Origin of the sequence: Undibacterium umbellatum, from assembly GCF_014284125.1 — a bacterium.
Taxonomy (GTDB): domain Bacteria; phylum Pseudomonadota; class Gammaproteobacteria; order Burkholderiales; family Burkholderiaceae_D; genus Undibacterium; species Undibacterium umbellatum.
In genome coordinates, this window is sequence record NZ_JACOFX010000042.1 from 1 (window position 1) to 10,295 (window position 10,295).

Annotated in this window: 17 protein-coding genes; 4 read left to right on the top strand and 13 right to left on the bottom strand. The window is 47.7% G+C overall.

The features are described from left to right. From H8L47_RS28815 to H8L47_RS28850, 8 genes are all read right to left on the bottom strand, one after another. The coding region (locus H8L47_RS28815; protein WP_186957275.1) for a toprim domain-containing protein at positions 1 to 770 on the bottom strand (770 nt) is incomplete at its 3' end. Continuing rightward, positions 770 to 1,015, bottom strand: coding sequence for a hypothetical protein (locus tag H8L47_RS28820; RefSeq protein WP_186957276.1), 246 nt, complete (start codon positions 1,013 to 1,015; stop codon positions 770 to 772). The genes H8L47_RS28820 and H8L47_RS28815, both read right to left, overlap by 1 nt. Before the next feature lie 5 nt (positions 1,016 to 1,020). Further along, on the bottom strand, positions 1,021 to 1,266 hold the full coding sequence (locus H8L47_RS28825; protein WP_186957277.1) for a hypothetical protein: 246 nt from the start codon (positions 1,264 to 1,266) through the stop codon (positions 1,021 to 1,023). After that, positions 1,263 to 1,796: a hypothetical protein gene (locus H8L47_RS28830; protein ID WP_186957278.1), complete on the bottom strand. Its 534-nt coding sequence runs from the start codon at positions 1,794 to 1,796 to the stop codon at positions 1,263 to 1,265. The genes H8L47_RS28825 and H8L47_RS28830 overlap by 4 nt, the downstream gene beginning before the upstream one ends. Positions 1,797 to 1,798: 2 nt before the next feature. Then, positions 1,799 to 1,954 (bottom strand): hypothetical protein, encoded by a 156-nt coding sequence (locus tag H8L47_RS28835; RefSeq protein ID WP_186957279.1) that lies wholly within the window; start codon positions 1,952 to 1,954, stop codon positions 1,799 to 1,801. A gap of 98 nt (positions 1,955 to 2,052) precedes the next feature. Then, positions 2,053 to 2,313 carry an ogr/Delta-like zinc finger family protein gene (locus tag H8L47_RS28840; RefSeq protein WP_186957280.1) on the bottom strand — a complete coding sequence of 87 codons (261 nt, stop codon included), beginning with the start codon at positions 2,311 to 2,313 and terminating at the stop codon, positions 2,053 to 2,055. A gap of 238 nt (positions 2,314 to 2,551) precedes the next feature. Continuing rightward, a complete protein-coding gene (locus H8L47_RS28845; protein WP_186957281.1) occupies positions 2,552 to 2,752 on the bottom strand; it encodes a hypothetical protein in 201 nt (66 codons plus the stop codon). Positions 2,753 to 2,763: 11 nt separating this feature from the next. Next, complete coding sequence (locus tag H8L47_RS28850; RefSeq protein WP_186957282.1) at positions 2,764 to 2,961, bottom strand: hypothetical protein; 198 nt, start codon at positions 2,959 to 2,961, stop codon at positions 2,764 to 2,766. A gap of 79 nt (positions 2,962 to 3,040) precedes the next feature. On the opposite strand from H8L47_RS28850, the gene H8L47_RS28855 reads away from it, so the two are divergent. The 4 genes from H8L47_RS28855 to H8L47_RS28870 all read left to right on the top strand — a co-directional run bounded on the left by H8L47_RS28855 (position 3,041) and on the right by H8L47_RS28870 (position 6,290). Further along, the gene (locus H8L47_RS28855) at positions 3,041 to 3,463 is read left to right on the top strand and encodes a helix-turn-helix domain-containing protein (protein ID WP_186957283.1); all 423 of its coding nucleotides are present in this window, start codon (positions 3,041 to 3,043) and stop codon (positions 3,461 to 3,463) included. Between the two features lie 92 nt (positions 3,464 to 3,555). Continuing rightward, positions 3,556 to 3,981 carry a hypothetical protein gene (locus tag H8L47_RS28860; protein ID WP_186957284.1) on the top strand — a complete coding sequence of 142 codons (426 nt, stop codon included), beginning with the start codon at positions 3,556 to 3,558 and terminating at the stop codon, positions 3,979 to 3,981. A gap of 234 nt (positions 3,982 to 4,215) precedes the next feature. Continuing rightward, complete coding sequence (locus H8L47_RS28865) at positions 4,216 to 5,310, top strand: nucleoid-associated protein (protein WP_186957285.1); 1,095 nt, start codon at positions 4,216 to 4,218, stop codon at positions 5,308 to 5,310. Further along, positions 5,307 to 6,290: a GTP pyrophosphokinase gene (locus tag H8L47_RS28870; protein ID WP_186957286.1), complete on the top strand. Its 984-nt coding sequence runs from the start codon at positions 5,307 to 5,309 to the stop codon at positions 6,288 to 6,290. Before H8L47_RS28865 ends, H8L47_RS28870 begins: the two co-directional genes overlap by 4 nt. 197 nt (positions 6,291 to 6,487) lie before the next feature. On the opposite strand, the gene H8L47_RS28875 is transcribed toward H8L47_RS28870, so the two are convergent. From H8L47_RS28875 to H8L47_RS28895, 5 genes are all read right to left on the bottom strand, one after another. Then, the gene (locus H8L47_RS28875) at positions 6,488 to 7,207 is read right to left on the bottom strand and encodes a hypothetical protein (RefSeq protein ID WP_186957287.1); all 720 of its coding nucleotides are present in this window, start codon (positions 7,205 to 7,207) and stop codon (positions 6,488 to 6,490) included. Between the two features lie 50 nt (positions 7,208 to 7,257). Further along, entirely contained in the window at positions 7,258 to 7,761 is a 504-nt protein-coding gene (locus H8L47_RS28880; protein WP_222616724.1) for an ImmA/IrrE family metallo-endopeptidase, read from the bottom strand. Positions 7,762 to 7,923: 162 nt separating this feature from the next. After that, positions 7,924 to 8,952 (bottom strand): contractile injection system protein, VgrG/Pvc8 family, encoded by a 1,029-nt coding sequence (locus H8L47_RS28885; RefSeq protein ID WP_230413955.1) that lies wholly within the window; start codon positions 8,950 to 8,952, stop codon positions 7,924 to 7,926. Beyond that, positions 8,949 to 9,404, bottom strand: a complete 456-nt coding sequence (locus H8L47_RS28890; RefSeq protein ID WP_186957289.1) for a phage tail protein — start codon at positions 9,402 to 9,404, stop codon at positions 8,949 to 8,951. The genes H8L47_RS28885 and H8L47_RS28890 overlap by 4 nt, the downstream gene beginning before the upstream one ends. Positions 9,405 to 9,428: 24 nt before the next feature. Next, the coding region (locus H8L47_RS28895) for a phage tail protein (RefSeq protein WP_456243390.1) at positions 9,429 to 10,295 on the bottom strand (867 nt) is incomplete at its 5' end.

Below are 10,295 nucleotides of genomic sequence, written 5' to 3' on the forward strand. Positions count from 1 at the left end.
ATCTGTGCAGCCGCACACTCCCAGCCTGCAGCCCTGGCTTTATCAACATGCTTCTTGGTATAGCTGCGCCCGGCATTGTCGCCGTCCAGCGCCCAAACAAGACGGCAATCCATGTTCCCACGCGAGGCGGCCAGGTTACGCAATGCCTCCTCTGGGTAGTTATTGCAACTTCCCAGGGCAACTGCAGGTATGTCATGGTGCATCAGCGCCAGCGCATCGAAAACGCCTTCAACGAGCCATATTTCCGCTTTATCCTGAATCACAACCGGGTCAGGCTTCCACCACAGGCCGTAATACTTGGAACCATACTTAAAGTGGGCCTTCTTTTTACCGAAGCGGTAGGGCTGATCGATGATCCTTTCCCAATAGCCATTCCCAAAAGGAAAGCGCACCGTAGCACTGCCTATCTTCAATTCCTGGTCAAAGTAATACTCTTGCGTATACATGCCTTGCACCTTCGCCAGCGCAAAGCCACGGCCATGCTGCATATACGCATCGGCCGCCGCGTTCGGGTTTGGCTTTTCTGGTGTGGGCTTGTAACGCTCAGACCAGTTATCAAACAGATCCGGGTACAGGTCTTTGACGTGTCTGGTTTCACCGCAATTATTCAGGCGGCCACAGCGAATCACCCAGGGGTGTTCGGCATTGATGTACAGCTCTTTTTTCTGGCAGGCCGGGCAAATGCCACCGCGCAGCATGCCGTTTTGTTCTGGCTTGAATTTGAATTCAGCCAGGCGCTGCAGGATTTCGTGACGGAGCGATTCATCCATTACACGCCCGCCTTGCTGTTCGCTGATTCAATATCAATAATTGCGTGCTTGATACTGTGCTTCAGCATGCACAAGCCGCCCCAGATTTCTTCATGCTCTGGCTTGCTTGAATCAAGTTCCTTTGACGCGCTGTCAAGGTAATCTCTTAAAGCGTACAACTCGCTGGGATACAGCATCGTCATCATCTTGATGATGGGCTGGCGGTCACGCTCAGGCAGGTTTAAGGTGTTGGATGTAGTGTTCATTTCATTCAATCAAAATCACCGCTTGCACGGCGTTTAAAATCGGTTACTGGCTGTTTGCCGGGCTGCGCCTGGTCTTTGGGTTTTGCTGCAGGCCTGCCAAACAAATGCGCCGGTACTCGGCCGCGCCAGCAATGCGCAATCGTCGTCAGCGTCGCCAAAATCAGCGGCGAGGCCTGGTCTAGTGGCACCGCAACGTGTAATGCTGTATGCACTTGCTCAAGTTCAGACTGGCTTGCTAAGTGCCTGGTCATATCGAATGCCCCTCTAAGAAACGAGTCTGTACAGCAATCACGAGATTGAGCTTGCCCAGCTCAAGAATTACGCTGGTATGCAACTGAAATTGCCTTTTGCTTGTAACCTTCATACCCAAATCAATGAGGGCAAATAACAAGGCTAAAGAGCGATTGCCCGTTTCCCTGACGACCAGCGACTGGCCGCGCAGCTTGATATCGTTGATGGGCAGCACAAAGCCTTTTGCGGCAAGCTGCCTGTGTATTGGTTCAAGCAACCCAATTTGCGAAGCAATCGCATGAATGTCTTTAATGCGCTTGACATGCCTCTGATGCTCTAAGGTCAGCACTGTCTCAAGCAGAGAATCACTTGGGCCAAGAACCCGTCGATGTGGCGCCGTATAAGCGGGCGTATCCAGCACAACAGCACGGCGGCGCAAACGGTATTCGCGCCCGCGTTGCGCGTCAGACTTCGCATCAGGCTTTCTTGGTCTGCCGCGGCCTCGCTTTGCAAAGGCGTCAATGGTGTAGATGTCTTCTGCCTGCTTCATGCTCACCACTCCCCAGCCATACCGCCCAGGTCATGGATCATTTCACCAATCAGCGCCTGGCTATACAGGCGGCAAATCTGTGAGCCATGTTGTAAAGCCTTCAGCTCCTTGTGTATCGCTCGTGCCAGCACAAACCGGCTTGCAAAGGTCAAACGCATAGTCACTCCAAAAAATTTAGGCAAAAAAAGTCCCTCATGCCTGAAAACAGGCATGTTCAATCAACAATTCGGGTTAAATTGGCGTCGCTAGATCAGCGTCACGCCACAGACAAATTCAGCGATAGCTGGTTTAAGGCAGATATCCGCGCATGCTGGCTAATGGGGATCTTCACCCCATAATCAGGCGTTGCCGACAAAGACACCGTCCGCAACACCTCAAGGCCAGCAATGAACACATGCCCGCAATCCTCGTTTGTGCAGCGGTAGGTGATTTCCTTAAACATCTTTGACAGCGTGCGGCTCTTGATAGCTCGCACCGTGTTTGAGCAGTGCGGGCAAGGCATTCCTATCACTCTCATTCTTCCGTCCTTTCAGGTGAAACTAAATACATTGCTCGGCCACGCCCCGTAATTTGCTTGATCTTCCAGCGCAGCAGCCGTTTAGCCAAGAACTCCGCCGTATCGTCCAAGTCACGCAAACCATACCGCAACCGCACCCTCTCAAGCATTTCCAGTTCGCTCTCACTTAGCCTAATCTCATGTTCATGCATCGTTTTGGCAGCTATAAATGGCCTCTTAGTGGCCGTGTTGCGGTCTGTCAATCGACAAGGCTCTGGGATACCATTTCATCGTTCATTTGCGACGCCAAAGCCGCTGCTTCACGCAACACCATCTGGCGCAGTAAAGAAGCAGGCTGCTCGCCCTGGTAGTTCGCCAGTGCCTGGATCAGATTATGCTCATAGTCATCAAAGCGCAGCGTTAAGCGACGGTCACGCTTGCATTTAGGATCGTGGTACATGGCGGCCTCGCTTATTTGGATTCGGCAAGTTCACGCTCGTAGTCTGCCAGGCCGCGCAAAAACAACATGCGCGCAAAAGCAGAACGAGAACGCACTTCAAGGGCAGCGTATTTGTCTGTCTTCGCCATTTCGTCGGCAGACAAGCGCAAAGCAAGAGGAACAGCCAAAGGGATTTTTGGTGCACGACTAGCAATAGAGGGCAGGCTCATAATGTATTATTGAGAGTAGTTACAGGGTGTAGCTAATATAGTGGGCAATTGACCACATGTCAAACAAATTATTGGGCATATGTCTAGTTTTAATGAGAGATTGCGCGCAGAGCGCAAGAGACTTGGTTTAAACCAAGAAAAATTTGCTTCATTGGGCGGGGTCACTAAGGACACCCAGCTCAATTATGAAAACGGTTCTAGAAAGCCAGATTCGGAATATTTGGAATTAATTGCCAGGGCTGGCGTAGACGTCACTTATTTACTCACGGAAGTCAAAGCTGAAAATAACCTGACTGACGATGAAAGTGAGCTCATCGAAGGCTACCGAGGACTAGACGTTCGTGGTAAGGCTGGCGTGCTTGGCATGATCGATGGACTGAGTGGCAATCCTGCTGCATCAAAAAATCAAAGCATCATTCATGGCAAGGTCGGCCAACAAATTGTCGGTGACATTAATGGGCCAAACACCATCAACATGCCAGGGAAAAAATCAAAGAAGTAGAAGCCGATGCAAGCCAATCAATAGACATTGATGCGAGTGTCGGCCAAGCAGTCTTAGGCCATGTGCACGAAGCGCCAAGACTAACTACATACATGCATATCAACGTTGGCTCAGAAACTGAGCCAACAAAACTGCGAATCCAAACAGCAGATAAAAGAGCTGACATCACCGTCATGTCGCCGCTGGCGATACACAACACGATCTGCAATAAAAAATCAGATGACGATTGCGATAACTGCCGACCTCGGGCATTGAGTCAAAATAAGCTCAAGCGCACAGCAACCTATGCTCTCGCAGCCTGGGCCGTCATGACCTGCACAGTTTTGATGACAGTAATCATTCCTGCACGCAGCCAGACCGGAACTGATGCCATTTCGTCTGACCATTGTTATATCAACGGCATACATCACTCAATTGGCACCGTTATGCGAATGCAAAATGGTGAGTATAAAGAATGCCGTCAGATGCTTGAGCAAGCGCCTCAATGGGGTTCAATAAAGAGAACGCGCTTCAAGTAGCAATTCAATAATTTTTAACATTTATGACCAAAAAAGCAACAAAGAAAAATTAAAAAAATAGAATGTATTATTAGCATGTATTATTAATTGCATGTAACTGGATGTAACGAAGGAGTTGAATTTAAACCGACAATGAATTGAGTTTTTTGCAGTTGGATTGGCGGATAAGTGCGCGTGTAAATAGATTTTTCAACGCGGTATTTCAATAAAACTGACAGCAGTTTGGGACTTCTAATGCAATTAATAAATTTCTCGGTCGATAGAATTATTATTCATCAAATATTTCGTAACGACGACGACGGTAGGAAGGTCGCACCAACGCAAAGTCACGAGTACACCAGGTTTGATGGAGCGGCAGTTGCTGCATTCAAAGGCCGTGTTATAGACGCAATTGGTGTCGGATCCAAGGCAGTAGAAATGGAAATCGTTGATCTGGGAAGTAATGGACTACCTGCTTTAATTGATAAGATGGCTGATCAAAATGATGATGATTTTGCTCCTTCATCTTTTGACATTGCACAAAAACTGAACTCGGCGCAACATCAAAGGTCCATTCCAGGAGGCATAGTTGTAGTGTTTAGTGGGCAATACGGTGCGTCAGGCAAAAGGTACCTTGGAATAATTAAAGCCGATATTCACAGCGCGTATGAGAAAAAAGTTGATAAGCGCACTAACGAAATATCGCTTAAATTTGTAGAAGAAGTTTTACTAACGCCGAGTTCGCGTTTATATAAAACTGCAGTTTTTCTTGAAAAATCTGATTGGCACCATCTCGACACAAATCTGAATAATAAATGGGTTGTGATGGTTTCTGACTCTCAGATTAGTCAGTCTGATGGAAAAGCAGCGGCATTATATTTTTATTCATCCTTTTTAGGCTGTGGTTATCCTCAGACTAGCGCCAGAACAACCAAGCAATTTTATGATTCGACGATTTCATTTATTTCGGATTTAGATATTCCAGAGGCAAAAAAAACTGATTTGCTAAGTGCTTTAAATACATATTTACGGGTCGATGCGTCCTCTACTATTAGCGCAGACGAATTTGCAGACCGATATTTTGATCTTGATACTAAAGACAGTTTTAAATCTCATTTAGACGACGCAGGTTTGCCGGACACAGCATTCACTAAAGATATCGCACACATCGAAAGTAAACTCAAAATTCGAAGATTAAATTTTAGTAAAAACGTCAAAATCAGCGCGCCCTCAGATGTATTCAAAGACTCCATCACTTTTGAAACAATTGATGGTGACCTTGATGCTACAGGGGCACCAGCAGAGTGGACAAAGATTATTATTAAAGACAGAATAACTCATCAAGAATGACAGAGACTGAATTCAGAGCACTTTGGGAAGCAGAAAAGCCTGTTTATCAAGCGTGGGGGGCTTTTGTCGCTGATTCTGTAAAATCTGCTTTAAAAAGCAAAAACAAAGATTTAGATAGCTTTTTAAAAATACCTGCCAAATGTAGATTGAAAGACGACACGTCGCTCATTGACAAGGCATTTTATCGGCCGGAAAAGAAATACGAGGACCCATTTAACGAAATCGAAGATAAAGTTGGTGTGAGGTTTGTCGTTCTTTTACTAAATGATATTAAAGAAATTTGCGATCTGATTGAAAATAGTCCTATGTGGACGTTCGATGCATGCAAGCATTTTGATAAAGATAAAGAAACGTCTCCTTTACTGTTCACATATCAGTCGGTTCATTACATTTTGCGTCCGCGCAATGATATTCAAACTGATAGTGTTTTGGTCCCTAGTACAACTCCATGTGAGGTGCAAATTAGAACTTTATTGCAGCACGCACATGCAGAGTTGACCCATGATGCAATATATAAAGCCAAAAGAACGGTAAAGCCTGGGGTGCATCGAACAGTTGCGAAAAGTATGGCATTAATTGAGACGACAGATGATTTTTTTGCTTCCGTTACTGCTCAACTCAACTATGGTCCGTTAGAAGAATTTGGAATTCTTGATAAGCTGGATAACATTTATTTCACGAATACTGGGATGCATAGTCACACTCAAAAGTCCTCATTATTAATTTGGGATAAATTTGAGCAATGCGTCAACGGTCAGCTTGTTAAAAATATTCAAAAATTTCTTGATACGGACTCGCATATATTTAAGATTGTTAAAGACAACCCAGCAAGCAATATTCTTTATTCTCAAAGCACTTTGTTATTTGTTTATTGGATGCTAAAAAAGAAAAAGGCTCGTTTGTTAAGTGACTGGCCATTATCCAGAAAAATTCTTGAGTCGTTAGCGCATGATGCTGGAATAAGTATACCTGTTGAATAGTAAGGCGCGTAGTATGACCTCACAGGCGCGCACCCAGGGGACAAGGGAGCGGGTTCAGGTCTGACATTCATATATTTTCAACCCAACGGGCGATTATGCGATTGTTGACCATCCCCTATGCACTCAGGCCTTCAATTTGTGTATTGCTAATCACCTCTACGCGGCTCTAGTTATTTATACATGTCGGTCCGGGCGGTTCAATTTTCTGATTTGAGCGCCGCCTTTAATGAGTCCACAAGTCCCTTGATAGCTTCGAGCACGGGTACTGGCGACGTTTCTTCAGTTTCTTTAAATTCGGTATTGCTGTTAGGGTACGGTGCAAAAGCTGCTTTTAACATAGTACCTAAAATAACTACAATAGCCACAGCGAGGATTGATACCAAGGCAACTAGCGGAACCATAGAGTCACGTATTTCGCCGTAAATTTTTGCCTCCACTTTAATGGGCTCTTTTTCTTTGGCTACGACTTGTTCATCAGCATTCTTAGTATCGGACGCCTTTGATTCTTTGCTCGCATTTGAGACTTTTTCTGATTTAGAAGAATTTTTTTCTTTATCTACTTCTTTCGAGATAACCTTATCAGTCTCCTCTTTTAATTCTACCGCTACAAATTTTGCGATGTTGTCAGGTTGTATCGCTTGATAAAATCCTGTACTCAATGTACCCACTACTGTGCAAAGGCACGCGGTGAACAATCCTAAGATGATTATTGCAGTGGTCAGAATTTTAGGTCGATGTTGTCGCCGGGATTGCTGATCTTCGATGCCATCATTTAATAAATCTTCCTTGACCTTCGGTAGTGGGAGACTATCACCTGGATTTCCGGTGTTTTTAACTTGAGGGTATGTATCAAGTTCTGTCTTGATTTGAACTTCCGAGGGAGCGGCGATTTGATGTTCAGATTGTTCATTTCCCAATTTATTTCCTCACCTAATTACAATCGATACTAGAAACACCACTCAATTTATCAAATTAATCTTAAGTTAATTAACCGATAACCCATTGCATCTTTGGAAACACCAAAAATATTTGCCAAAGCTTCTACACTGCCTGCCTTTCCATTAAGGTAGTGCTCTCTCACCAGCGAAGCGGGCATAAGAAGCTCAGCGGCAAATTTATTTGCTTGCAGCTCTCGAAAGTCGCGGCTGGACTGAAAATTACCAACATCTCTGGGGGCATCTTCATGTCCAAGAGCAAAGTGCCCAAGCTCATGCGCAACAGTGAACCGCTGACGCACGGGTGCCTCGGAAACGTTATATTCGATAGACTGGATACCGTTAAAAATTCTGTAATAGCCGCTATAAGGGTAATCCTCACCCCACCCTCCACGTCCATATACCGAAATACCAGCTGCCGTAGCAATTTTGACTGGGTCAATTGGTAGTCGGCGATCCCAATATCTATTTAATAGTTCTCGAGCTGCGCCTTCTTCTCCCATGTGGGCAAGCGAACTTTTGAACAATTGTTCCATAGCTTACCTCTTTTATGACTTGTATTAGAAATTATGCTGTATAACTTTACAGTATAAAAAGTAAATTCTAGCAGCAGCCCCCCTTAATAGCAACTAACTGTTGCACTAGCTTATGAATTGCGCTAGAAATATCATAATCAGGCGCAAAGACGGGGCAGGAGGCTATGGCTCTGAGTCTTTTATAGGCTTCACGCTGCTTTCATCTTGCCCCTTCCTCGTCTCCATATCCAATTGAGTAGTAAACCCCTGCGTCGTCACGCTATGCGTGGTTTTCACGATGATCCATTCTGTATCCCCGATAGGTGCTTTTAAGCTGGGGATGCGCACGCCCATCATGGGGGTAATGTCTGGTCTGCCCAGGGCCAGGGCAAATTGCATGGTGGCCTTGCCACGCTTGACCCGGTTCATTTCTGCTTTTGCTGCTTGCTCTGCAGCATCCTGATTGGGGTAGGTGTGGCGCAGGCGCTTGGGGTTGTCGTCCTCGCCTATCAGTTCGCTTTTTTCTTTCGCGTCGTTAGGGTCATGCCATTGGGCGCGCACGCCGCTGTAGGCGTCGCGGCTGGCGGTGTGGTAGCGGTGTTTGTCACCGTCGCGGCGTTCCAGTGTGATGGTTGGTAGACTTTCGCCTTTGCTGTTTGCTCCCTCATCAATGGGCAAGAAGAGCAGGGCGTCTTTTTTGACGGTGGCGACTGCATCAAAGCGTTTGCCCAGCCGGTTTAAAAAATTGATGTCTGACTCATTGGTCTGGTCTATATGGTCTATGATTTTGCTTTGCAGGCTTTGGCTTACCTTGGGTGTTAAACCATTGTCCTTGGCAATCTGGCCGACGATATCGGCCACGGTCTTTTGATCAAAGCTGCGATCTTTGCGGGTGCGTACTGGCTTTGCCATTTCTGCACTACGGGCGCGCAGGACCAGCATGTCTGGCGCGCCTTCGTGTTCCACTTCATCGACTACGAAAGTGCCTTTGTCCACCATGGGGCTGCCGTACCAGCCTAGCTGCAAGGTAATCTTGACGCCTTTGCGCGGTATCGCCACGCGGCCGTCACTGTCGTCTATGGTGATGTTGAGTTCGTCGACGGCGTTTTCTCTGGCCTCGGTCAGTGTCAGGCTGACCAGGCGCGGGTAGATTTTGCTGGTAATGTCCTGGCCGTCCAGGGTGATGGCAAAGGCTGGTTTGTTGTGGCTCATTCTAAATCTACCTCTTCCCATTCAATCATATCTTCGCCCAGATCCGGGCCGCCTGTGTGCGGGTCCACCTGGTCGCCCAGGTCAACACGCTTTAAGCTGAGTGAAAAATCTATCCTCTGCGGCATGCCATCATCCAGAAAGGTGTTTTTGCCCTTGGTCAAATTCGTGATCAGAAATTGCCCGTATATGCGGCCGGTGCCTTCCACCAGCACATAGGCGTCGCCAGCATCGCCCATTTCTTCCAGATCATCCAAAGACGCCGGGTCACCGGCAAAGGCGGGGGCCATCCAGCCGGACAAGGTGATGGTGTTGTCACCTGGGCCTAAAAACTGGTGCGCGTCACGCTCACCCACGCGGCTGGTGTTCGGGTGCTTCCATTCGATTTGTTGCTGGAATTCCTGATACGCAGCCGTGGACAGGCTGAATACAAACTGGCCTAAACTCATCATCATTGCTGGCACTCCTTCTCAGTTTCGTTAACTCTCGTCATAGTCATGCATGGCAGACCGGCGCTGCTGGCTCTGTTGTCGTTCGCGCCTGTCCAGCTCGGCGGCCACTGCTTTGGCAATGGCTTGCGGGTCCATTCCTGCAGGCGGGTTAATCACAATCTGTATATTGCTGGCGGCTGGTGCCGGGCTGCTTCGTGCGCTGGCCGTGCTGCTACCTTGCGCCTGCACTGGTGGGCGGCGGTCAAACTTGATCGGCTCGGCCAGGTGTGGTGGTTCTTGCCTTTGCGCTGCAAACTGCACCAGGGCGGCTTGTTGCGGGTTGAATGGTACTGGTGGCAGTTGGGCAAATGCGGGCGTCATGGTGGCCCCAGTTAAACCTAGGGCCATGCCTGCGCCCATGGCTGTCATTTGCCTGGTAACGCCGTTAAGCTTGTCCAGCGGCAGCGCCTGGGCTTTCTCAATGCCGATAGACAAGCCTTGCATGGTGAATTGCCCCAGTTCCGCAAAGACCACGCTGGGTGAATGAATACCTAGTTTTTCTTTGAACCAGGACACAACGTTATCCGCCATGCTGCTGATGGTGTCGCGCACCGTGCCAGCCGCGCTGGTGATGCCATTCACCAGGCCTTGCATCATGTTGCTGCCAAACTCGCTAAACTTGGCGGGCAGGTCTATGGTGAAATAGCCATACACTGCCGCCATCATGCTGCGGAATTTCTCTACCGGGTGCCAGCCATCTATAAACGCGCTCAGGGCGGCGATGCCGTTGTTAAAGCTGGTTTTGATGGATGCCCATAGCCCGCTAAAGAAGGCACTGACTTGCGCCCAATTGCGATAGATCAGGTATGCCGCTGCAGCAATGGCGGTAATTGCCAGGCCAATAGGGTTCATCAG

Bases quoted from the DNA above. Each gene is read 5' to 3' on its own strand.
- H8L47_RS28820 (WP_186957276.1), bottom strand. From the start codon at position 1,015: ATGAACACTACATCCAACACCTTAAACCTGCCTGAGCGTGACCGCCAG.
- H8L47_RS28825 (WP_186957277.1), bottom strand. From the start codon at position 1,266: ATGACCAGGCACTTAGCAAGCCAGTCTGAACTTGAGCAAGTGCATACA.
- H8L47_RS28830 (WP_186957278.1), bottom strand. From the start codon at position 1,796: ATGAAGCAGGCAGAAGACATCTACACCATTGACGCCTTTGCAAAGCGA.
- H8L47_RS28835 (WP_186957279.1), bottom strand. From the start codon at position 1,954: ATGCGTTTGACCTTTGCAAGCCGGTTTGTGCTGGCACGAGCGATACAC.
- H8L47_RS28840 (WP_186957280.1), bottom strand. From the start codon at position 2,313: ATGAGAGTGATAGGAATGCCTTGCCCGCACTGCTCAAACACGGTGCGA.
- H8L47_RS28845 (WP_186957281.1), bottom strand. From the start codon at position 2,752: ATGTACCACGATCCTAAATGCAAGCGTGACCGTCGCTTAACGCTGCGC.
- H8L47_RS28850 (WP_186957282.1), bottom strand. From the start codon at position 2,961: ATGAGCCTGCCCTCTATTGCTAGTCGTGCACCAAAAATCCCTTTGGCT.
- H8L47_RS28855 (WP_186957283.1), top strand. From the start codon at position 3,041: ATGTCTAGTTTTAATGAGAGATTGCGCGCAGAGCGCAAGAGACTTGGT.
- H8L47_RS28860 (WP_186957284.1), top strand. From the start codon at position 3,556: ATGCATATCAACGTTGGCTCAGAAACTGAGCCAACAAAACTGCGAATC.
- H8L47_RS28865 (WP_186957285.1), top strand. From the start codon at position 4,216: ATGCAATTAATAAATTTCTCGGTCGATAGAATTATTATTCATCAAATA.
- H8L47_RS28870 (WP_186957286.1), top strand. From the start codon at position 5,307: ATGACAGAGACTGAATTCAGAGCACTTTGGGAAGCAGAAAAGCCTGTT.
- H8L47_RS28880 (WP_222616724.1), bottom strand. From the start codon at position 7,761: ATGGAACAATTGTTCAAAAGTTCGCTTGCCCACATGGGAGAAGAAGGC.
- H8L47_RS28885 (WP_230413955.1), bottom strand. From the start codon at position 8,952: ATGAGCCACAACAAACCAGCCTTTGCCATCACCCTGGACGGCCAGGAC.
- H8L47_RS28890 (WP_186957289.1), bottom strand. From the start codon at position 9,404: ATGATGATGAGTTTAGGCCAGTTTGTATTCAGCCTGTCCACGGCTGCG.